This is a genomic window from uncultured Hymenobacter sp. (assembly GCF_964243305.1).
Lineage (GTDB): Bacteria > Bacteroidota > Bacteroidia > Cytophagales > Hymenobacteraceae > Hymenobacter.
The window spans coordinates 92,817-114,220 of sequence record NZ_CAXTEF010000011.1; the positions used below are offsets into that span (position 1 = coordinate 92,817).

Annotated in this window: 20 protein-coding genes; 6 read left to right on the plus strand and 14 right to left on the minus strand. The window is 64.2% G+C overall.

The genetic code is table 11. The features are described from left to right. Positions 1-101: 101 nt before the first annotated feature. From ACFE70_RS08975 to ACFE70_RS09000, 6 genes are all read right to left on the minus strand, one after another. Positions 102-1,754, minus strand: a complete 1,653-nt coding sequence (locus tag ACFE70_RS08975) for an FAD-dependent oxidoreductase (protein ID WP_375417397.1) — start codon at positions 1,752-1,754, stop codon at positions 102-104. A gap of 180 nt (positions 1,755-1,934) precedes the next feature. Then, on the minus strand, positions 1,935-3,512 hold the full coding sequence (locus tag ACFE70_RS08980) for a polyamine aminopropyltransferase (protein ID WP_375417398.1): 1,578 nt from the start codon (positions 3,510-3,512) through the stop codon (positions 1,935-1,937). Then, positions 3,505-3,720 carry a DUF350 domain-containing protein gene (locus ACFE70_RS08985; RefSeq protein ID WP_375417399.1) on the minus strand — a complete coding sequence of 72 codons (216 nt, stop codon included), beginning with the start codon at positions 3,718-3,720 and terminating at the stop codon, positions 3,505-3,507. Before ACFE70_RS08985 ends, ACFE70_RS08980 begins: the two co-directional genes overlap by 8 nt. Before the next feature lie 46 nt (positions 3,721-3,766). After that, a complete protein-coding gene (locus ACFE70_RS08990; RefSeq protein ID WP_375417400.1) occupies positions 3,767-3,970 on the minus strand; it encodes a hypothetical protein in 204 nt (67 codons plus the stop codon). Positions 3,971-4,144: 174 nt separating this feature from the next. Continuing rightward, positions 4,145-5,713, minus strand: coding sequence for a hypothetical protein (locus tag ACFE70_RS08995; protein ID WP_375417401.1), 1,569 nt, complete (start codon positions 5,711-5,713; stop codon positions 4,145-4,147). Then, entirely contained in the window at positions 5,710-6,066 is a 357-nt protein-coding gene (locus tag ACFE70_RS09000; RefSeq protein WP_375417402.1) for an S-adenosylmethionine decarboxylase family protein, read from the minus strand. The genes ACFE70_RS08995 and ACFE70_RS09000 overlap by 4 nt, the downstream gene beginning before the upstream one ends. 288 nt (positions 6,067-6,354) lie before the next feature. Between ACFE70_RS09000 and ACFE70_RS09005 the strand changes: the two genes are divergently transcribed. Further along, positions 6,355-7,305, plus strand: coding sequence for a DUF6929 family protein (locus ACFE70_RS09005; protein WP_375417403.1), 951 nt, complete (start codon positions 6,355-6,357; stop codon positions 7,303-7,305). A 29-nt stretch (positions 7,306-7,334) separates the two neighbouring features. On the opposite strand, the gene ACFE70_RS09010 is transcribed toward ACFE70_RS09005, so the two are convergent. From ACFE70_RS09010 to ACFE70_RS09025, 4 genes are all read right to left on the minus strand, one after another. Next, a complete protein-coding gene (locus tag ACFE70_RS09010; RefSeq protein WP_375417404.1) occupies positions 7,335-8,525 on the minus strand; it encodes a lactonase family protein in 1,191 nt (396 codons plus the stop codon). Positions 8,526-8,833: 308 nt separating this feature from the next. Then, positions 8,834-10,231, minus strand: coding sequence for a RagB/SusD family nutrient uptake outer membrane protein (locus ACFE70_RS09015; protein ID WP_375417405.1), 1,398 nt, complete (start codon positions 10,229-10,231; stop codon positions 8,834-8,836). Between the two features lie 107 nt (positions 10,232-10,338). Continuing rightward, on the minus strand, positions 10,339-13,212 hold the full coding sequence (locus tag ACFE70_RS09020; protein WP_375417406.1) for a SusC/RagA family TonB-linked outer membrane protein: 2,874 nt from the start codon (positions 13,210-13,212) through the stop codon (positions 10,339-10,341). Further along, positions 13,206-13,373 carry a hypothetical protein gene (locus ACFE70_RS09025; protein WP_375417407.1) on the minus strand — a complete coding sequence of 56 codons (168 nt, stop codon included), beginning with the start codon at positions 13,371-13,373 and terminating at the stop codon, positions 13,206-13,208. Before ACFE70_RS09025 ends, ACFE70_RS09020 begins: the two co-directional genes overlap by 7 nt. A gap of 197 nt (positions 13,374-13,570) precedes the next feature. On the opposite strand from ACFE70_RS09025, the gene ACFE70_RS09030 reads away from it, so the two are divergent. The 3 genes from ACFE70_RS09030 to ACFE70_RS09040 all read left to right on the plus strand — a co-directional run bounded on the left by ACFE70_RS09030 (position 13,571) and on the right by ACFE70_RS09040 (position 16,030). Beyond that, positions 13,571-14,923: an MFS transporter gene (locus ACFE70_RS09030; RefSeq protein WP_375417408.1), complete on the plus strand. Its 1,353-nt coding sequence runs from the start codon at positions 13,571-13,573 to the stop codon at positions 14,921-14,923. Between the two features lie 231 nt (positions 14,924-15,154). Then, positions 15,155-15,625, plus strand: coding sequence for a hypothetical protein (locus ACFE70_RS09035; RefSeq protein WP_375417409.1), 471 nt, complete (start codon positions 15,155-15,157; stop codon positions 15,623-15,625). Positions 15,626-15,682: 57 nt separating this feature from the next. After that, complete coding sequence (locus ACFE70_RS09040; protein WP_375417410.1) at positions 15,683-16,030, plus strand: DUF3140 domain-containing protein; 348 nt, start codon at positions 15,683-15,685, stop codon at positions 16,028-16,030. 176 nt (positions 16,031-16,206) lie between these two features. On the opposite strand, the gene ACFE70_RS09045 is transcribed toward ACFE70_RS09040, so the two are convergent. The 4 genes from ACFE70_RS09045 to ACFE70_RS09060 form a co-directional block, all read right to left on the minus strand. Continuing rightward, entirely contained in the window at positions 16,207-17,703 is a 1,497-nt protein-coding gene (locus ACFE70_RS09045) for a carotenoid oxygenase family protein (RefSeq protein WP_375417411.1), read from the minus strand. Positions 17,704-17,812: 109 nt separating this feature from the next. Further along, the gene (locus ACFE70_RS09050) at positions 17,813-18,418 is read right to left on the minus strand and encodes a DNA-3-methyladenine glycosylase I (RefSeq protein WP_375417412.1); all 606 of its coding nucleotides are present in this window, start codon (positions 18,416-18,418) and stop codon (positions 17,813-17,815) included. 33 nt (positions 18,419-18,451) lie between these two features. Further along, on the minus strand, positions 18,452-19,549 hold the full coding sequence (locus ACFE70_RS09055; protein ID WP_375417413.1) for a DNA polymerase beta superfamily protein: 1,098 nt from the start codon (positions 19,547-19,549) through the stop codon (positions 18,452-18,454). Positions 19,550-19,683: 134 nt separating this feature from the next. Next, positions 19,684-20,460 carry a DNA polymerase beta superfamily protein gene (locus ACFE70_RS09060; RefSeq protein WP_375417414.1) on the minus strand — a complete coding sequence of 259 codons (777 nt, stop codon included), beginning with the start codon at positions 20,458-20,460 and terminating at the stop codon, positions 19,684-19,686. Between the two features lie 46 nt (positions 20,461-20,506). On the opposite strand from ACFE70_RS09060, the gene ACFE70_RS09065 reads away from it, so the two are divergent. Next, positions 20,507-20,854, plus strand: a complete 348-nt coding sequence (locus ACFE70_RS09065) for a type II toxin-antitoxin system RelE/ParE family toxin (RefSeq protein WP_375417415.1) — start codon at positions 20,507-20,509, stop codon at positions 20,852-20,854. Next, the gene (locus tag ACFE70_RS09070) at positions 20,851-21,162 is read left to right on the plus strand and encodes a helix-turn-helix transcriptional regulator (RefSeq protein WP_375417416.1); all 312 of its coding nucleotides are present in this window, start codon (positions 20,851-20,853) and stop codon (positions 21,160-21,162) included. Before ACFE70_RS09065 ends, ACFE70_RS09070 begins: the two co-directional genes overlap by 4 nt. The last annotated feature ends 242 nt before the right edge of the window (positions 21,163-21,404 follow it).

Below are 21,404 nucleotides of genomic sequence, written 5' to 3' on the forward strand. Positions count from 1 at the left end.
CGCGCAGCGTCTTGGCAGGATGGGGGGAGTAGGAAATGCGACGGTTGTTCGGGACTTGGTTGGTCAGCGGGCGAGATGCTTCGACAAGCTCAGCATGACATTTATTTTGACGCATGACCGTTCACCGCCAGCACCTCCCGCGCCGCCCGGATGCCCTGGTAGAAGCCTTCCTCGAACACCGAGATGCCGCTAAAATCGGTGTGGGCAAAGAAGATGCGGCCCCGCAACGGCTGGAGCGCGGCCTGCCGCGCCGCGCCCCACACCAGGCCCGGCGTGGGCGCCACCATGCCGTGGCCCCAGAGCCAGAGGTCGGCCCGCTGGATGTAGGGCGTCACGCCGGGGTGGTAGGTTTCCAGCTCGGCCACCACGCGGGGCAGCCACTGGGCATAGCTGGTCTGGTAGGCACGGCGGCGGGCCTCATCGGGGGCTTCGTCCGTCAGGGGCCAACACAAGGTGATGACTTTCGGGCCGTTGGCGTCGAGGCTCAGGGCCTGCTGGGTGGCATTGATGTAGCCCAGCGAGGCGCTATTGTAGCGCACGTTGTCCCAGCTCAGGGGGCGGCCGGGGCCCTGGGGCAGACCGGCCACGGTGAGGTTGGCCACGAGCCAGGGTGCGTGGTGCAGGGCCGCCGCGGGCGGCAGCGCGTGGCCGCCGGGCACCTGGGCCAGCAGCCGGCGCGAGATGTGGGCGGGCGTGGCCAGCACCACCCGCCGGGCCCGGATGCAGGTGCTCTGGCGGGTGCTGGCGTCGTAGGCCAGCACCTCGACGCCGGTAGGCGTTTCGCGCAGCTCGTAGGCCAGCGTGCTGGTTTGGATGGGTCCGTCGGCGTGGCGCCGCAGCTGCTCGGTGAGGAAGCGGTTGCCTTCGGGCCAGGTGAGCACATCGGCCGCCGAGGCGTTGTGGGCCCGGCCTTTGCGGCTGGCGAAGTAGTGCAGCCCGGCCCAGGCCGACACCTGCGCGGCGCGGGCGCCGTAGTCGTCGCGGCAGCAGTAGTCCAGGTACCAGCGCAGGGCCGGCGCCGTGAAGCCTTCCCGCGCCAGGTAGTCGGCAAACGATAGCTGGTCGAGCTGCCGAAACTGCGGGTCGGTGCTGCACAGGTCTAGGGGAATGCGGAAAGCATCCCGGCCATCGGCGCCCTGGGCCGCTTTAAGCTGGTCAATCAAGCCGAAAAACCGGCCGAACTGCGCCTCGTCATCGGCGCTCAGGCCAAGAGTGGGCACCAGCCCTTCCTGCCAGTGGCCGTTGATGTTCAGGCGCTCTTCGGGGTCGTGGCAGAGCTGATAGTCGTTATAGATGGGCAAGCCGCTGGCCGCATCGTGGCCGGTGAGCGTGCCGGTTTGGGTTAAAAAGTCGAGCAGCTCGCGGTTGCGCACGTCGGGCACGGGCAGGTAGTGTGCACCCCAGGGGTAGGCCGACACGGCATTGTGGCTGGCAGCGGCGTTGCCGCCCGGCGCGGCGGCCATTTCCAGCAGCAGCGTATCGACGTGGCCCTGCTGGTGCAGCCAGCGCCGGGCCGATAGCCCCGCCACGCCCCCACCGATGATGAGCACGTCGGCTTGCCGGGTTTGAGAGGGGGTAGGGAGTTGGCCGGGGGTGCGCAGCAGGTGGCCCAGCGCCGCGTTGGCCCCGTGCAGCTCCCCGCTGATGTGGGCCAGCGAATTGCCAGCCGCGCAGCTGGTTAGCAGCGCCGGAGCCAGCAGGGTGCCAGCCGCCGCGGCACTGGCTTGCGTGAGGAAAGTGCGGCGGGTAGGCATAAGGCTTTCTTATATGAGAATTTTTAATAGTCTGTCAGACTGAGTTTCGCCAAGCAGTTTCTCACCGGGAAACGATGTCCAGACGCTGGACAATGGATTTGTTGCGTCAGTCAACTGACGTAAGGTCTTGGGCTTTGCTCAGGATAATGGGGGGTAGGGAAACAGCGTCCCGGACCTTATTCAGTGCACGTATGGCCCCCAATCCTCCTCAAAATAGCGCACCAATGCCTGGTTATTTAGCTGATTAATCTCCGTGGGCACCTCGCTCATATCGGGCGGGAAGCGCAGCATATCGTGGATGACGCCGGCTGTGATGAAGCGCAAGCCGGCCGGCAGCGGGCCGGCATCGCCGCGCCAGTGCGTGTCGGGGCCGGCCAGCACGTAGCCCCACTCGCCGAACGAAGGCACGAAGGCGTGGTAAGGCACCACGTGCAGGCCCACGGCTTGCAAGGTGTGGGCCACGCACCAGAACGACTGCCGCGCCAGGTAGGGCGAGGTGCTTTGGACTACCAGCCGCCCGCCCGGCGCCAGCCGCTGGCGCAGCGCCTGGTAGAACGCGGCCGAGTAGAGCTTGCCAATGGAGTAGTTGCTGGGGTCGGGGAAATCGACGATGATGGCGTCGTAGCGGGCCGCATCCTGGCGCACCCACTGGTAGGCGTCGGCGTTGACGACCTGCACTTTTGGCGAGAGCAGGGCGCCTTTATTTAGCTTGAGCAGCAGCTCGTTGTGCTGGAACAGCTCCGTCATGCCGGGGTCCAAATCGACCAGCCGGATGCTTTCCAGACGCGGGTATTTCAGCAGCTCGCGCACGGCCAGGCCGTCGCCACCGCCCAGCACCAGCACCCGGCGGGCCTGGGGCAGCGCCTGCATCAGGGGATGCACCAGCGCCTCGTGGTAGCGGTACTCGTCGCTGGAGCTGAACTGCAAGTTGCCGTTGAGGAACAGCCGCAGCTCGCGGGCATTGTGGGTGAGCACGATGCGCTGATAAGGCGTTGACTTCGAGTAGATAACCTGGTCCTGGAAGGCTAACGTCTCGGTGTAGGCAAGCAGCTTGTTGGCGAAAACAAACAAAACGCCCAGCCCCAGCAGCGCCGCGGCGATGCCCGTGGCGAAGCGCCGCCGGTAGGGCCGCGTTTCGGGGAAGCGCGCCAGCACCACGGCCGCCACCACCAAGTTGAGGGCGCCGAACACGAGCGAGGTGCGAATGAGCCCGAGCTGCGGCACCAGCACCAAAGGAAAAATCAGCGAAGCCAGCAGCGCGCCCACGTAGTCGAAGCTGAACACCCTGGCCACGAGGTCCTTGAAGGGGTAGCGGTTTTCGAGAATACGCATCAGCAGCGGGATTTCCAGCCCCACCAGGATGCCCGTGAGCCCTACCAGCGCGTAGAGCAGCAGCCGGAACGAGGTGACGTACTCGAAGAGCAGAAACAAGAGTGGCGCCATACAGCCGCCCACCAGCCCCACCAGGATTTCGAGCCGGATAAACCAGCGCAGCAGCGGCCCATCGAGAAATTTCGACAGGTAGGAGCCAATGCCCATCGCAAACAGATAGGCGCCGATGATGGTCGAAAACTGCGTCACCGAGTCGCCGAGCAGGTAGGAGGCCAGCGTGCCGGCCACCAGCTCATAAATGAGTCCGCAGGTAGCAATCACGGCCACCGCCGCCAGCAGCAAGCCCGGCGGCTGCGGGTTGGCCCGGCCCGGCAGCGCGGCCGGCTCGGCGGGCGGCGCGGCCGTCAGCAGGCCCGGCTCAGCCATGAATGGCGGCGCTGATGATGAGGGCCACGGCCAGCATAAAGGCCGACGCCATTACGGCCAGGGCCAGGTTGTGGTCTTCGAGAATCTCCTTGCGCAGCGTGCCCGGTGTGAGCTTATTGAACAGGTAGAAGCTGAGCACCAGAATAATAATGCCCAGCAGCGAATAGATGAGCGAGGCTGTAAAGGCCTTGGGGTTCAGGTATTCCATAGTAGGAACTGAGTGAATGTTCGCGCGGGGCGCTTAGTGAGGCTGATTATTTATGATAGTAGCGCGCGTGCCCGCCGCTGGCGCCGCGGCCGGCCGAGCCCAGCGTTTCGGTGCTCTCGTTGTCGTCGCCGAGCAGGCGGGTGCCGTGCAGCCCGGCCCAAACAAAGCCCGTCAGGCTGAGCAGGACCAGGCCCGCGTAGAGGGGTAGGGCGCGGGCGGCCAGCCACAAGGAGCGAAGAAAGTCGGGCATTCTTTCGATTTATGAAGTATGAGTTGAAAAGGTAGTCGTGCTGAACAGGACCGGGCACCTTGGCCTCTTGGCCAGCGGAGAGGGGGTAGGGAATTTATTCATTCTGTTCACCGGGCGGGTCAGCGGGCAAAATGCTTCGGCTCCGCTTCACTCAGCGGGAGCGCCTTTTTATCGCTACTCCTGCGGCCCATAGTTGCTGTTTTGCCAGCGCTCCTGCTCAAAATAGTAGCGCCGAATGCTGAGCAGCAGCACCGGCAGCCCCAAGGCCAGCAGCGCGAGCCAGAAATTGCTCCACAAGCCATTATCAGCCGTCACGCGCAGGCCCAGCGTATTCTTGTAGGGTTGCAGGGGGTCGGTCGTAGGATAAAGGTTCACGTGGTAGCGTCCGCTGGGCACGGCATTGAAGTCGACGCTGGCCGATTTGCTGCCCTCACTCCAGCGCTCGCCGCTCTCCGTGCCGCTGTAGTATTCCAGGGCGCGGGTGGCCTCGTAAGCGCGGCCGGTTTGCTCATTGATGAGGCTGGCGCTGACCTCCACCCAGCTATTGGCCAGGTCCGGCGCTTCCAGGTGCAGACTAAGCGCCGTGGGGCCTTCCACTTGGAAGGAGCGGGAGATGAGCGTGATGGGCAGTGGCGGAGCATTTATAGCGGCGGCGTAGGCTTGCCGGCGCCGCGCCCAGAGGCTATCGGTGGCTTGGCGGCGGGCTAGCTGCACCCGTTGGGCTTCGGCTACGGTAACTGGCCCACCAAAAGCCGACGACTGAGTTGAGCGGAGGCTATCGGCGGCAGCCCCCAGTTGGGCGCGCTGGTAGCGAACGGCCAGGGAGTCGCCCGCAGCGGTCTGGTCGGGCAATGTGAACTCCTGCTCGGCCAGCATGGGCGCCTGACGCAGTAGCAGCAGCGCCTGCAAGACGAGCAGCAGCACCAGGCCGGCCCAGGCCAGCTGCGTGAGGCGCCCCCAGCTGAGGCTGCCCGGCGGCGGTTGCGCCGCCCCAACGCCCGTGCGTGTGGGCAACTGGTCGGGACGCAGGCCAAAGGCGGCCGCTACCTGTTTCGGCTCCAAGTAGCGGGCCCGGTACCAGGTGTAGGTTTTGCCCGGCTGCACCTCGCCGACCAGCTGGTAGGGCGGGCTAACTAACTCGACTACGTTGTGAGGCTTGGCGGCCAGCACATTGTCGGCAAACTCGCCCCGCACTTCCACGATGCGCGTTTCGTAGCGGTGCCAGAGGCGGTAGGGCCGGTCGCCATCCGCAGGGTCGTTCCAAACAACGCCCCGCCCTACCACCCGCTGGGGACCGCGGGCGGCGGGCCGTATCAGCAGCCAGTGGCCCTGGTATTCGGCCAGTTGCAGCGGAAAAGCAGGGTCAGCCGCAGCAGCGGCTTCGGCAGTGGCGTCGGCCGGCGCCAGTTGGTATTCGCCCCACTGCGCCGCGTCGCCCTGCTCGCCGCGCCGCTGGTAGCCAACCACGCGCAGGCGATAGCCGCTGAGCGTACCCACGCTGCCCAGTGCCAGCCGGGGGGCGGGGCCGGGGGCCGTGAGTGGGCTGGCCTCCAGGTAAGCTTGGGGCTCGCCGGGCGCGGCCCGGAAAAAGTGCCGGCACTCTGGACAGCTGAAAAACCGGCTCTCGGCCGGGCGGTAGCACGGCACGGCGTGCCCGCAGTGGGGACAGGCTCGGGTGGCGGGCGGCGCCTCGGCTGGGCCGGAGTCGCCAACTGCCGGCGCGTCAGCAAGGTTGGGTGTCATCGGCGCAACTCGGTGGAGGTTAGCTCGGTGGCGCCGAAGAAGGTGAGTGTAGCCGCGTAAAAGGCGCGCACCGTGGCTGCATTGTCGCGCCGGAAATTCGACAAGAACACGTCAAAGGTGGCCTGCCCATACTCCGGCCAGGTGTGAATGCTGAGGTGCGACTCTGTGAGGGCCAGCACCGCGGTAAAGCCGCCCGGCGCCGGAAAGGCGTGGTAGGCTTGGCCGACTTTTTCCAGCCCGAAAGTTTGAATCTGCTGGTCAAAAAACGCCGCGCAGCCCGCTGTGTTCCGCAGGGCCGGCGCCGGGGCCGCGAACGTAGCCAGCAAGTGCAAGCCGGGAGCGTAAGAGTGCATCAACTAGAAAGCAGGATGTTTTTGCCCGGCAAGATAGGAAAGGAGTTAAGGAAAAGAGAGGAGCTAGCGATGTTCAGCTAAGCTATCCGGCATCGGCGCCGTGCCGCCGAAGTATCTTGGTCCCGTTGGCCGCGAACTGTTCCACTAGCAATAAATGCTGATTTGATTATTGTCAGCCGCTGCCTGCGCCTGACGTAAATGAAAATCCTGCTGCATTCGCAACCCCGCGCCGTGCCCGGCCTACTCAGTCTTCTGCTCCTTCAGTGCCATTGGCGTACTTCTGCCACTATGACGGCCATTATTCACTCCGAAGACCACCTGCCCGAACTGCCTTCCGCCTCGGCCATTGAAATCATCGGCCCCACGGCCTACGTCATCAGCGACGATGCGCCGTTTCTCTACCTGCTCGATGCGGACACGCTGGCCCCTACGGCGCGGGTAGAGCTATTTGTGGGGGCCGATTTCGCCAGCGGACGCATCCCCAAGAGTGCCAAGCCCGACCTGGAAAGTCTGACGGCCATCACCAGCCCGGCGGGCGCGGCCGGGTTGCTGTTGCTGGGCTCGGGCTCGCGGCCCAACCGCGAGGTCGGCTACTTCGTGACGCTGCCCGCGCCCACAGCCCCGGCGGCTGGTGAGGGCGGCGCGGCGGGCGAAGCTACTGCCCCCGCCGCCGTGCAGCGCCTCGACCTGGGGCTGCTGTTTGCCCGGCTGCGCCCGCTTTTGCCGGCCGGCGCCACGCTTAACATCGAGGCGCTGGCGGCCACCGACACGGAGCTGCTCCTGCTGCAACGGGCGGTGGGTGGCGGGGCGGCCCAGCTCTTTGCCCTACCCCTGCCGGCCGCATTAGCCCACCTGTGGGTGCCGGCCGCCTACCCGGCACCGCTGCCGACGCGGGTGCTCTCGTTTGCGCTGCCCGCGCTGCAAGGGCAGCCGGCCGGCTTTTCCGGGGCCACGTTTGCCGGGGGCCGGCTGCTGGTCACGGCCTCGGTGGAGGACACTGCCGATGCGGTGCTCGACGGGGCCGTGCTGGGCTCCTTTGTAGGCGTAATTGACTTGGAAAAGCAGACTGCTGACTTCGCCCACCTGGCCTGGGCCGACGGGCGCGCTCACCGCGGTAAAGTAGAGGGGCTGGCCGTGCGCCGGGCGCTGGCGGCGGGCGGCCTGGAGCTGCTGCTCGTCACGGATGACGACCAGGGCGGCAGCACCGCGCTGGTAGCCGAGGTGCGGGGCCTTGCGTAGGCAAGGGGGGGTAGGGAATCAGCCCCGGCTCAGCGCGTAAAGTCCTCGGCTACTTGCACGAACATGGGCGAGGGCAGCGTCACGGTTTGTCCGGTGGAGGTGAGCTGGCCGGTGGCTTGGTCGACGCGAAAGGTGACGATGTTGTTGGAGTTCTGGTTGGCTACCAGCAGCAGGCGGCCGGTGGGGTCGAGGGTGAAGTTGCGGGGCGTCTGGCCCTCGGTGCTGATGTGCTGCACCAGGCTCATCTGGCCGCTGGCGGCATCGAGGGCGAAGACGGCGATGCTGTTGTGGCCCCGGTTGGAGGCGTAGAGAAACCGCCCGTCGGGCGAGACGTGCACGTCGGCGCAGGAGTTGGTGCCGGTGTAGCTGCCGGGCAGCGTGGGCACGGTTTGCAGCTCGCGGAAGCGGCCCGCCGCCGCGTCGTAGTCCAGCGCGGTCAGGGTCGAGTTCAGCTCATTAATCAGGTAAGCCCGCTTTCCGCCGGGCGCAAAAGTCAGGTGGCGTGGTCCGGCGCCGGGCTTGGCCTGGAAGGCCGGCTCGGGCTGGCGCGCGAGCTGACCCTGGGCCGGCTGAAGGCGGTAGGCCGTCACCTGGTCAGTGCCCAAATCCACGGAAAAGGCGTAGGCGTTAGCCGGGTCGGGCACGATGCAGTGGGCGTGGGCGCGGTCCTGGTTGGGGTGGGGGCCGCGGCCCTCGTGCTGGTCGGTGGCCGTGGGGGCGACGAGCTGCCCGTCGGCGCCCACCGGCAGCAGGGCCACGTTGCCGCCAGTGTAGTTGGCCACCAGCACGGCTTTGCCGGTGCGGTCGAGGCTCACATAGCAGGGCGAGGCGCCGGTCGAGGGCTGCTCATTGAGCAGGGTGAGGGCGCCGGTCTGCTGATTCACGCTGAACGCCCGCAGGCTGCCGCTGCTCTGGCCCTGAAAATTGCCGGTTTCGTTCACGGCGTAGAGCCGGCGGTGGTCGGGCGTCAGGGCCAGATAGGTGGGGCTGGGGCCGCCGGGCTGGGCGCTCACCGGCGTCAGGGCGCCGGTGGCGGGGTCGAGGCGGTAGAGGTAAATCGTGTTGTCGGTGGCCGAGGCCACGTTGGTGCCCACGTAGACAAGGTAACCGCGGGTTTTGCGGCCTCCGACCGCGGCGGCGCACCCAGCCAGCAGGGCGGCTGCCGCCAGACTAAAACCGCTGATGGTAAGGATACGGCGGAGCGAAGGGCGAATGGTCATGGAAAGGGAGGATTGAAGGTGTCTGGCAAATGTAAACGCGCGCCGCTGGGCGGTCCGGTCTGACGGCGCTCAGGCTGCTCGGCCGGTTGTCGATGGCGCCGGCAGGTTGCTGGGTTGAGTTGTTCTGACAACGTAGACGACAGCCGGTCGGACGGCCTAGGGCCATCGGACCAGACCACCCAGCGGCGCGCTTAGCGTGCTATAGCCGGCTACGTTTAAGAAGGCTAAGTTCACGAAGATGAAAGCCCCTGAAAAAGCCCCGACGCTTGGCGCCGGGGCAGGGGGTAGGGAATTGGGCCAAAGCTGCGCTACGGGTTGGCCCGGTCCCAGGCGATTTCGGAGAAAGGCGTGGGCAGCTGCTTGATAACGGTGGTTTGGGTGCCGTCGCTGAGCTTTTCGGGGGTGCTGGTGCCGGGCTCATTGAGCAAATCAAACTTGCCCAGGCGGCGCAAATCAACCCAGCGCTGCCCCTCGAAATAGAGCGAGTAGCGTCGCTGGTACAGAATCTCATTTAGAATATCATCATCCAACGCCGAAGCGGCCGGCGCGTAGCGCAACCCGTAAGCCTGGGCCACAGCGTCGATGGCCGAAATGGCCGCGGCGCGGTTGCCCAGGCGCAGGTTAGCTTCGGCCGCGATGAGCAGCAGTTCCTCATTCTTAATAATCGGAATGGAGCTGCCGGGCGTGGCGTAGAGCACGGGCTCGGCGTCGCTGCTCAGGCCCGAGGCGGCGCCGGGGGCGCGCTTGACGACCTTGCTAGCGCGGGTGTCGCCGGGGCGGATGTCGCGCAGAAACGAGGGGTGCGCCACAGTGCCGCCGCTGCCATTGACGCCCGGCGCCTGAAACAGCGGGTTGGCGATGTCGGGGCTGCTCACGCCGAAGTCGAAGCGCGGCCCGGCCGTCATCGGCGCGGCGGGGTCGGCAAAGCTGGCTTGCACGGCCGTCAGCGCGTCCTGGTAGGAGCCGCCGGGCCGCGTCGCCGCCCGCACCGCCAGCCGGGCGGTCAGCGCGCGGTTGAATTTGAGAAAGCCGGCTGGGGTCGTGAAGTCCAGCCCCGCGCCGCCCTTCTCCGTGTAGCCGGGGGGTAGGGCAAAGGGCAAGGTCGCCCCGGCCTGGCTGAGCTGCGTGGCGCCGGCATCGAGGCGCTTCCTGATTTCGGCCAGCACCACGGGGTAGGGCTGAATCTTGCCCGGCTTGAGCGGGTCGCTCACGTCGACGCGCAGGCCGTTTTCATAGAGCATATCCGAGAGCACGAGCATGGCGTAGGCCTCGGCCGTGTTGGCCAGGGCCAAGTAGCCTTGGCGCTGCGGCTCAGTAATGAACTGCGAGTTCTGGGCGCCCTGGGCCAGCAGCCGCGCCGTGCGCCGCGCCGATGAGTAGGTGTTGAAGTACCGCTCGCTCAAGTAATTATTGTTATTGAACTCGCCCACGCCCAGCGGCACGAGGTAGGTCGGGTCGGGCGAGAGCACGTAGATTTCGCGCCCGATAATGCCCGTGGTCAGGTAGTACCACACGATGCCGTCCACGTCGGTGCGGATGCTGGCGAAGGTGCCGGCCGCCACCTGGTCGAGCTTGGCCTTGGTGGGGTTGTCAGCGGCCGATTCGAGGGTCGGGTTGTTGGGGTCGGTGAGGCGGTCGAGCTGGCAGCCGGTGGCGAGCAGCAGGGCGCTTAGCAGCAGACCGGGGAGTTTGAGGGGGGTATGCATAGTAGTAGGGGCGGGGCTTGTCCCCGCCCGGCGTTGGCGCTTTAAGGGTGTGATTCTACTAAGTATCGTTCAAGAGGCGGGCGGGGGCAAGCCCCGCCCCTACGGGTTTAAAAATCAAAGTTCAGATGGAAGAACATCCGGCGCGCGCTCGGGAAATTCCACAGGTCCTGGTAGCCGCCCACGGGCGTGATGCCGAAGTTGGACACCTCCGGGTCGTAGCCGCCGCGGTAGGGCGTGATGAGCACCAGGTTGTTGCCCGACACGCCCACGCGCAGCCGCTCCACGCCCCGGCCGAGCGCGCCGAGCGCCGCCTTCGGCACCGTGTAGTAGAGCGAAACCTCGCGCAGCTTCATGTAGCTGGCATCCTCCAGAAAGCCCTGGTCGGGCGTGGCGGGGAAGGCCCGGGCGGCGCCCTCGGTCGTGGTGGTGCCGTCGGCGGCGGTGGCGGGGCGGCTCCAGTTTCGGGTGGTGCCGGCGATGTCGTAGGCCTGCCGGGTCAGCACGTCGTTGTAGCCGCCTTCCTTGACGTGGATGAGGAAGAACAGCTCCAGATTCTGGAAGAAAGTCAGCGTGTTGGCAAACGAGACCTGATGGCGCGGCTGCGACTCCTGGTAGGGGGTAGGCAGGCCCGTCACGGGGTCGAGCGGCGTGCCGAACCAGCGCGTGGGCGACTGGCCCTCAATCAAATAGTTGCGCCCGAAGTAAGGGTCGTAGCCTGGTCCGGCCGCCATCACCGGCACGTCGAGGCGGGTGACTTCCGAGCGGTTAAGCCAGGACTGGGTTTGCTCGGTGTATTTGAAGTTAGGCTTGTCAATCGCCTTGAAGCCCAGCCCAATTTCCAGACCCTGATTGCGCAAGTCGCCCACCGGGTAGGCAATAATCTGCGTTACGCCCGTGGAGCCAGCCAGCGCGAAAGGAAACAGAAAGTCGCGCACCACCTTGCGGTAGATGCTGGCTTCGAGCGTGATTTTCGAGTTCAGAAACGCCGCATCGAGGCCCGCTTCCAGCTCGGTGGCCCGCTCGGGGCGCACACCGGCGAAGCCCAGCAGCTGTGAGCTGCGCGTGCCGAGCGCCCCGCCGATGGCGGTGGGCAGCGTGGCGTTGTAGTAGGCGCCGTAGGGAATCGTGCCGCCGGTTTGGCCGTAGGCCAGGCGCGGCTTGAGCAGGTTTACCGCTTCTTTATAGGTCCAGAAATCAAAGTTGGCCAGGTTCACGGCCAGCGAGGCTTTGGGCGAATACAGCGGCTTGTTGGGGTCAGCGTAGCGGTTGCTTTGGTCGGCGCGCAGGCCGGCCGTGGCGATGATGCGGTCGGCAAAATTCACTTCCTGCTGCACGAAGTAGCCGATGTCGATGCCGCTCTGGAAGAATTGCCCCAACGTTTGCAGCGTGGCGGCCTGCGGGTTGCGCAGGCCCGGCTGCGTGCCCTGGCCCTGGGTGAAGGAGAGGTCGGCCGACGTGGAGATGCGCGCGACCCCCGCCTGCGTGGTGAAGGTCGCGGCGCCCACTTGCCGCGTATAAACGGCCGCGCCTTGCAGGTTATAGTTGGTCTGCTGATTCTTGGTGTAGCGCGACGCGCCCGGCAAGGCAAGGCCCTTTTGCGACTGCAAATCCTCGGGCAAATACAGTTCCTGGTTGGTGAGCGTGAAATCGACGCCGCCCTGTCCGCTCAGGCGCAGCGAGGAAGTCTCGCCCCGGAGCACGTACCAGTTGACCGCGGCCGATTGCAGGAAGCGGTTGGTCGTCTCCTTATTGATGGCGCGGTCGCGCAGGGCCAGCGGGTTCTCGCTGATGTAGGGGTTGTCGGGGTAGCGGCCCTGGGCGTCGGGGTGCAGCTCAGCGTAGCTGGGCGTGAACGAGAGCAGCCACGGCACGCTGATATTGTTGTTGTTATTGCCGTTAAAGCCGCGCTTATTTTCGGAGTTGATGTAGGAAGTATTGAAGGAAGCGTCCACGTTGCGGGCTAGGTCGGCGCTCAGGTTCAGGCGGGCGGTGTTGCGCACGAAGCCCAGCTTTTTCTGAATGGCGCCCTCGTCGGCGCGGCCGGCCGAGGCGAAAAAGCGCAGCCGCTCCCCGCCGCCCGACACGTTTACGTTGGTGTTGGAGAGTACGCCGACGTTGCCAAACAGCTCATCCTCATAATTATAGATGCGGCCCGCGGCCTGCGCCTCCGCCAGCCGGGCCTGCTCGGCGGCCACGTCGCCGGAGCCGCGCAGCCCCACCGTGCCGGCCACCTGCGCAATCTTGTCGGCCGTCCAGTTTTCGTAGCCCAGCTTGCGCAAAATGGTGGTCACGCCGATGTCCTGGCGCAAACTCACGCGGGTCTGGCCGGCGCGGCCTTTTTTGGTGGTGATAAGGATGACGCCGGCGTTGGCGCGGGCGCCGTAGATGGCCGCCGCGCTGCTGCCCTTCAGCACCTCGACATTCTCAATATCGTCGGGGTTAAGGTCGGAAATGCGGTTCGTCGTGCCAGATTGTTGGCCGATGGTGCCGGCCTGGTTGAAGGCGTTGGAGCTGCGGCCGTTGTCGTAGGCCTCGTTGTTGGCGTACACGCCGTCGATGATGTAGAGCGGCTCGGAGTTGCCGATAATCGAGGACGGCCCGCGCAATTGCACCGAGATGCCGCCGCCCGGCGCCCCGCTGGTCTGGCTGATGACGGCGCCCGCCAGCTTGCCTTGCAGGGCCGCGTCCAGCGTCACGGGCCGGGTCTGGCCGACCAACTCCCGCCCGCCGATGGTCGCCACGCTGTTAGCCAGGTTGGAACGCTTGATGCTCGTGGCCAGGCCCGTCACGACGACTTCCTCATCTATAAAAACCTGTACTGGCAGTGCTACTAGCAATGGAGCGTCTGTGATGGGTTGCTCCACTGTCTGATACCCAACAAAGCTGAATCGTAAGCGTGTCGCAGTGGCTGGCACTCCGCTTAGACTGAAGCTGCCATCCGTAATTGTGCTTACCCCGATATTAGTGCCAGGCACTAGCACGGTTGCGCCGGGCAGTCCTTGTTTGCTGTCCTTATCCAGCGGCCCGTGACGGTGCGGGTGGGGGTAGGGGCTTGCTGCTGGGTTTGGGCCTGGACCGGCGCGGTCGGCAGCCAGTCCATGAGAAAAAAGAAAAAGGCAGCGCGAAAGGAGAGGTGCTTCATGAAAAATAAAACGAGGGCAAGAAAATGTATAAAAAGACCAGGAGAGGTTTAGTAACATAGCCGCTCTAATTTGGTTGGCATTTCGCAATCGTTCAGGTTGCCGCTGCGCCAGCAGGCCGCTTGTCCGTAGTTTGGGGCGCTGCGCTGTGGCTAAGTCATTCGGCTAATTCTGGCGTCAATTTCCTACCCCCCTGCCCGTGAAGATTCCCGTTCTGAGCGAAAGCCGCAACCTGCGCTTCTTCACCTTCTGCTTTCTGTACATGATGCAGGGGCTACCGGCCGGCTTTCGGGCGCAGGCCATCTATAACTATCTGATTGAAAAAGGCCTGACCGCCAACGCCGTGGGCTCGTTCGTGCTGGTAGTAGGGCTGCCGTGGTCGTTTCAGTTCGTGTGGGGGCCAATTGTGGACCGGTTTCAGTACTCGGTTATCGGGCACCGCAAGCAGTGGGTGGTGCTCACGCAGCTCGTGGCGGCGGGCGCCTCGCTGGGCCTGCTGCTGGTGCACGACCCGGTGGCCCAGCTGGGGCTGATGTCGGCCCTGTTCTTTGTCCACAGCCTGTTTGCCTCCATTCAGGACACGAGCGTCGACGCGATGGCCATCGCCGTGACGCCCGAAGCCGAGCGCGGCCGGCTTAACTCGCTCATGCGCATCGGGTTTCTGCTGGGTACTTCGCTGGGCGCCGCCGGGCTCGCGCCGGTGCTGCACGCGCACGGCTTCCAGCGGGCGGCGCTGCTGCAAACGCTGGCCCTGCTGTTTTTCACCGGCCTCACCTTCTTCATTCGCCTCTACCGCACCGACCGCCTGCTGCCCGCGCTGAGTTGGCCCGGCCGCCGGCCCCGCCTAGCCCCGGCCGAGGCGCCCGCACCGGCCCGCGCCGCCGAAATCCCTACCCCCCTGCCCGCCGCCAACCCTCCGCTGCTGCGCGTGTTCCGGGAGTTGTTTCGCAGCATCGGGCAGCGGCGCAGCCTGCGCATTTTTGGGTGCGTGCTGCTGGTGTACATGGCCTGCGGCGTATTTTATAACAGCTACATCTACACCCTGATTCACTCGCTGCACTGGGCCGCCCAGGATGTGTCGGTGCTCGAAGGCAGCTGGGTGAATTTGCTGGCCGTGGGCGCGCTGCTCGGCGGCGGCCTGCTCTCCGACCGCCTCGGCGCGGTGCGCCTGCAACGCTGGGTGCTGGGCGGCGTGGCCCTGGCCCTGCTCACGCTCAACCTGCTGCACGCCTACTGGACGCAGCCGGCCGTGGCCACCGGCGGCATCGTGCTCACCAACCTCATCGACCCCTTTATGAGCGTGGCCGCCCTGCCGCTGCTCATGAACCTGTGCGACGAGCGCGTGGCCGGCTCGCAGTTCACGACCTACATGGCCCTCATTAACTTCGGCGACGTGCTGGCCGCCAAAATCAGCGGCTGGACCCTGGAAGTCACCACCGCCCCCGTCATTGGGCTAACCTGCGCGACGGTCGTGCTGCTGGCTCTGTGGGGCTTGCGGCAGGTGAGGGCAGTAGAGCCGGCGCCAGCCTATGACGCGGCGCAGGCGGCGTAATCGGCAGGGGAAGTAGCGTTCGAGCAGCTGGTCCGGTAGGGAGGGGGTAGGAAAATAAACTCAACAGCGCTTATCATTATCGCGTAACGTAGGGTGCGGGGCTTGCCCCCGCCCGGCGTCCGAGCCGCGTGGTTGCCGCCCGATTGTCGTTTGCTTGCCACGCTCCTGCTTTTGTTCAACGCCGGGCGGGGGCGAGCCCCGCACCCTACTTAACCTTATCTTACTCTCCTCATGGCCACCGCCCCCAAAAAAGCCGCCCCCAAGAAGCCCGCCACGCTCAAGCGGAGCCCGGAAGACACCTACACCGACCCGGCCCTGCGCGAGCGGTTGAAAGAAGAAATCAAGGCCGGCGAGAAGGGCGGCGCGGCCGGGCAGTGGAGCGCGCGCAAGTCGCAGCTGCTGGCCAGCGAGTATAAAAAGGCCGGGGGCGGCTACCAGAACGACCAGCCCACCGAGGCCCAGCAGCACCTCGACGAGTGGACCGCCCAGGACTGGCGAACCGCCGATGGGCAGCCCGCCCGCCACGACGACGGCACCACCACCCGCTACCTGCCCAAGGAAGCCTGGGACGAGCTGACGCCCGCCCAGCGCAAGGCCACCAACGCCAAGAAGCTCGCCGGCTCCCGCACCGGCCAGCAGCACGTCGACAACACCGCCGCCGCCAAAGCCGCCCGCGAGCACGCCACCGACGGCGGTGAGTAGCGCGGGCTTTTACTTGAAATTCCCTACCCCCTCCCTTCCCCTTAACTCCTTCCCCACATGGCTACTTCCTCTCCGACTGACAACATCCGCAACCAATTCAAGCAAGACGTGAACATGAGCGCCGCCGAGCTGGAAAAGTGGCTCCAAACTGAAGAGTCCAAGTCCGTGGGCCTCGATAGCGGCGACGGCAGCAGCGTCGGCCACCATTCCGGCGAGCGCATCATCGAGATTCTGCACAAGAAAGCCGCCGACCTGACCGACGACGACGAGCAGCACATGCACAAGGTGCACAGCTACGTGAGCCGCCACTCGGCCCAGGGCCCGCACCACCAGGAAGATGTGCCCACCTCGCGCTGGCGCTACTCGCTCATGAACTGGGGCCACGACCCGCTCAAAAAAGGTTAGTATAGGTTATATAGAGAATAAATGTCGTAGAGACGCGACACTTCGCGTCTCTACGCAGAGGAGGGGGTAGGATGATCAATGACAATAAGATTACTGCGCCCCCCGCCACGCGTAGAGACGCGAAGTGTCGCGTCTCTACGTCGTTCAGGCTTCAAACTGATACTAACTGCTTTAGCCTACTTGCTTTTCATTTCAACTCCACTCTTCGGCTGCCAGAGGCCGTGGAAACCCAGCGGAATGTTGTGCGGCAGCCGCAGCCGGGCCAGGGGGCGCAGGTCGGCGGCGTCGGCCACCAGCAGCTCGGTGGGGCCGGCGGGAGCGGTGAAGCGCAGGTAGAGCAGGTAGCCGTCGTCCTCGGCCGCGACGGGCTGGCCATCGGGGCCGCGGCGCGGCACCACCACCGGCTCGCTGCTCATCGTGCCGGGCTGATGGGCGTGGCGGGCCTCGCCGGTTTGCACGTCGAGCTTGATGATGTGGTCGAGCAGGGGTAGAGAATGGCTCGGTGGCCGGCCGATGGCCCAGCTGTAGCGGTAGGGCTGCCCGAGCCGGTCGGGGTGAATTTCGGGCAGCTCGCCCTCATAATCGGAAAGCGACTGGCGCGTGACGGTGCCTTTATCTAAATCCAGGCGGAAGCGCACGAAACGCGCCTGGCGCTGGTCGTCGGCGATGTTGCCCGCCAGGTACGCCTTCATGGTGGGCGAGGTGGGAAAATCAGCCATCAGCAGCGCGTCGGCCACGAGCGTGCTGTCGGCGTCCTGGTAGCCGTTGACGAAGTGAAAGACGAAGCCGAAGTCGGTGCTGAGCCGGTGCACCGCGCCGGCCGGGTCGAGCACCACGATTTGGGTGGGCTGGGTCCGGTCGACCTGAATGGCGGCGGCCGGCGCGCGCAGCCCCAGCAGCGAGCGTGGCACGTCGAAGGAAACCGGGGTGAGAAAGAAAATCTGGTGCCCGCTCAGGGTCAGAATAAAGTCGTGGGCGAAGGTGGCCGCAGCCATCGGCAGCGCGTGGGCCACCCGCGCCTGCCCATCCGGGCTCACCTCATAAAGCACCAGCCGGTGCTGGCGGCCCGCCACGGTACCGAAATTGTGAAGCACGCCCGTGGTGGGGTGCACCTTGGGGTGGGCCGAAAAAGGCATCTCGGGCGAGATGCGCCGGTCGAGCCAGGAAAATGGGTTGCGCAGCACGCCGCCATAGTCGAAGCGCTCCAGCGTCGCCAGCGACTCCGGGTCGAGGCGGTGGGGTAGGCCGCCTTCCCAGAGGGCCAGCAGGTGACCGCCGTGCTCGATAAGGCTAGTATTAGCCGTGTTCTTAAACTGCGTTTTGAGGAAGTTGGCCCGCAGTCCGCCGGGCAGGTTGGTGCCGAAGCTGCGGTAGAGCGGCCGGCCGGCCTTCTCCTCGGCCACGAACTCCTGGGTGCGCACGTAGCGGTTGCGGTAGCGCACCTGCTGCCCGTCGAAGCGGAAGCGCGCCACCATGCCGTCGCCGTCGAAGAGGTGCTCATAGGCCTGGCCGTGGTTCTCAAAGCGCCCGTTGCCGTTGCGCAGCAGCGTACCCACCAAATCGGGGGGTAGGGCGCCCTCGATTAGCTCTAAAGCCACATCGTCATATTCAATCTCAACGCAGCGGTTGGCCTTCACATAATCGTGCAAAACCGGGTAGTGGCGGACGGGCATAAGCGTAAGTTGATCGAAATAATTAGTTGAAATGGCTGGTCAAACCCTCAACCAGCCGGGACGGACGTAGTTTAAGAGAAGACTGGTTTCCTCAGGCTGAATCAAACTTCTAAGTAAGCTCGCCAGCAAGCCGCACACACTCGGCATGGCGCGGGCAGCTCAGCAGGTGATCGTTCACCAAGCCGGCGGTTTGCAGGATGTTGTAGCAGGTCACCGGCCCGGTCATCACGAAGCCGCGGCGCTTCAGCTCCTTGCTCAGCGCTTCGCTGGCTGGCGTCGAAAGCGGCACCGGGTTGGCAGCGTCGCGGTAATTATCGAGTGGCCGCCCGCCCACGAAATCATAGAAAAACGGCAGCAAGCCCGCCTCGCCGCCCACGTGCTGGCGCAGGCGCAGCCAGGCCTGGGCGTTCTGCACGGTGGCTTCGAGCTTGCGGCGGTTGCGCAAAATGCGCGGATTAAGCAGCAATTGAGCAATATCATCCTCGTCAAAGCGCGCCAGCTTATCCGGGTCGAAGCCCGCTAGCAGCTCCCGAAATGCCTCGCGCCGCTTTAGCACCACCGGAAAATCAAACCCCAGCTGGAAGGTGTGCAGCACCAGGTACTCAAACAAGATAAGGGGCTCGGCCACCGGCTCGCCCCACTCGTGGTCGTGAAAGGCTTGCAGCTGCTCGCCCTGGCCGGTCCAGCGGCAGGAGGGGGGTAGGGAATCGGGCATGGGCGTAACACCTGACGGCTCTGCTAATCGAGTTTAAGCTGAACGGTATTCTTCTGACCTTGCGGTTTCGTAAAACGCCTGTCGCACCCGCCGTAGCACCTGCTCAGCCGCTTCTTTATCAGGGGCCTCCGGCAGGGCGGAGGCGGCAAAGGCGGCCTCTACGCGACTCACCAGCTGCTCCGCTTCGGCTACCAGCGTCTCATAGTCAAATTCGCCGCGGCGAATTTGGAGCAGAAACTCCCGGTTCGGGCGGCGCACGCTCAGCTGCCTGGTTTCGGCAATTTCGCCCGCCATTTGCAGCAGCCGAAACACGTGCAGCATATTCTTGGCGTCGTAGTTCTTGCCGTGGTTGACGGTGTTCTGGTAGCGCTCCGCGTTGCGCTTCGCCACCCACTCCCAATATTCCCGAAACACGCGGCAAAAGGTGCTGTAGCCGTTGCGGTTAAAGGAGAGGTAGGCCACCGGCTGCTCGCCCCTGGGCACGGCCGAGAGCTGCACATCCTGCGACGTTTCCGCGTCGCGCACCAGCCCACGGTAGCCGTGGCGCTGCTCGGGCGTCGCATCCACGAACAAGGCGTAGAGGTCGGTTAAATGCGGCACGTTGGCCAAGCCGCACTGCGCGGCTTCGTAGCCGTGGCGGGCCAGCCAGCCGGCCACGGGCTGGGCCCCGGCGCCCACCGTCACGTAGCAGAAATCCAGTACTGATTTGCGCGCCGGCGGCTCCGGATGGTTAATCTTCTTGTTCAATCCCTTGGCCTTCCGAATCTGCGCTACGGCGTACTCGGCAAAGCTTTGCCGGCAGAGTTTGGAGAGAAAATTCTCCGCCTGAAACTGCGCAAACAGCGGGTGCTGGTAGACGATGCAATCGGCCGGCGTGCCCAGCAGCTCCAGCGCCGTGGGATTATTTTTCAAGAGCAATTCCACGAAGCGGCGCAGCTCATAAAACACCTCGTCGTTGGTTTCATTGGCTATCTGCGGCACGTAGTCCAGGCCAAAAAACTGGTCCTCCGGCAGCACGAACACGCCCTTGAGGTCAGTGTCCGAGTGCGGCAGGTTGGTGCCGTAGGCCCGGCTGCCGCTGACGGCTTCAAAAAGAATGAGGTTCTGGCGGCGCAAATCAGCGATGGTCATAAGCGAATGTAGCGCGGACTTCTGCTTGCCTCTTTCAGGAGAAAGAAGGGGGTAGGGAATCAAGCGAATGATAAAGCAACTTGACCGCTGCAAGGCAGCCGGAATGCTGCGCGAAAACTTATGGGAGCCGGGTCTTAAGCCGCAAAAGCTTCGCTGAGCAGCGCCCGGAACAGGACATCCAGCTCAGTCGAGTCCCTACCCCCGCGCGGCACCGGCAAGCCCTCGCGCGCTGCCTGCCCCGCCGCCAGCTCGTCCTGCAGAAAGTCAGCCAGGGCCACCGGCCGGGCCACCATCGTTTTCTCGTTCGCGTGGGCTTTACGCCGCAATAGCTCGTCTACTTCGCCCGCCAAGTCCGCCGGCAGCAGCGCCCGCAGCCTGGCAAACTCCATCGGCGGCACCGCCTCCCCAGGCCGCTCCTGAATCCAGCGGGCCGCCAGCGCCGCGCGCAGGGCGTAGAACAGCCGCTTCAGCCGCACCTCTTCGCCCGCCAAATCTTCCTCCACGCCGCGCCGCAGCTGCCCCAGGTAGTGGTGCAGCCCCGCCCGGGGGTTGAACAAGGCCGGCAGCAGCGGCGCGAGCCGGGCCTGGAAATCCAGCCTTTCCCCATACACCACCGGCGACTGCAACCACTCGAACAAAGCCGCGTTCGAGCCGCGCAGTAGCCGCAGCGCCTTGCGCAGCTCCCAGCCGGCCAGGTCCAATTCCCCATCCACCGGAAAGTCCAGCGTGTCGCGCCCCTCGTCCAGCGTCAGGTACCAGTCCGCCGGATGGCAGTAGATAAAGCGCACATCATAGTCCGAATCCGGCGAGGGAAACCCCCAGGCCCGGCTGCCCGACTCGCAGGCGTAGAGGACGCGGATGTTGTGGGTGGCTTCGAGGCTGATGAGGGCAGTTTGGATGCGGGCGTGCATAAAGTTTCTTAAACAGGAAACATTATATTTGCTGAAAGCATACCCCATGAAGGTCAAATTTCAGGTCCAGCTGTCCGGCGAAGTACGTGCGTTTATTAGAGAGTTAGATGAAAAGGCCCGCGATAAGATTCTCTACAATATCCGCAAAGCTCAATTGGTGAACGACCAGGAGCTTTTCAAAAAGCTAACGGACGACATATGGGAATTCAGGACCTTGTTCAACAAAACGCATTACCGAATCTTTGCCTTCTGGGACAAGTCTGAATTGGTTGACACCTTGGTCCTAACGACCCACGGCATTATCAAAAAAACGGGCAAAACACCCCAAGCAGACCTTGATAAAGCGGAAAGAATCCGAAGAATATATTTCGAGCAGAAAACAAAAAAGCTATGAAAACCGACGAACAACTCAAGTTTTATTCCCTGGATGAAGCCATAGATGAGCACATTGGCTCCATCGGTACCCCTAAGCGTGAAGCCTTTGAAGAGGAGCTACGCCTCGACCTGCTCGGCAAAGCCATTAAGGAAGCCCGCCTGCAACGCCACCTGACCCAGCAGCAGCTTGGCGACCTCGTAGGGGTGCAAAAATCCCAGATTTCCAAACTTGAAAATAGCCTGACCGATGCGCGTTTTGCAACGGTTATGAAGGTGTTCAAGGCGTTAGATGCAAAGGTTAACTTTAGCGTGGAGTTGCTGGATTAACGTTTGCCAGTTGTTTGGTAAGGTCAATTACTCCAAAAATAAAAAAATATTACTTCCTCATTTATTAAAACGCTCAAAATGTATACCGTACGATCAAACTCGAAAAACGAAGGACTCGACTTCCACAGCTTCAATCAGCAATTTTTGAACATCTGTAGTCAACATAAACATGATGGAAAGGCATTAGTCTTTGCATTCATACTTTATGATTTTACGAACCCACACATTGCTGAAGTCTTAGA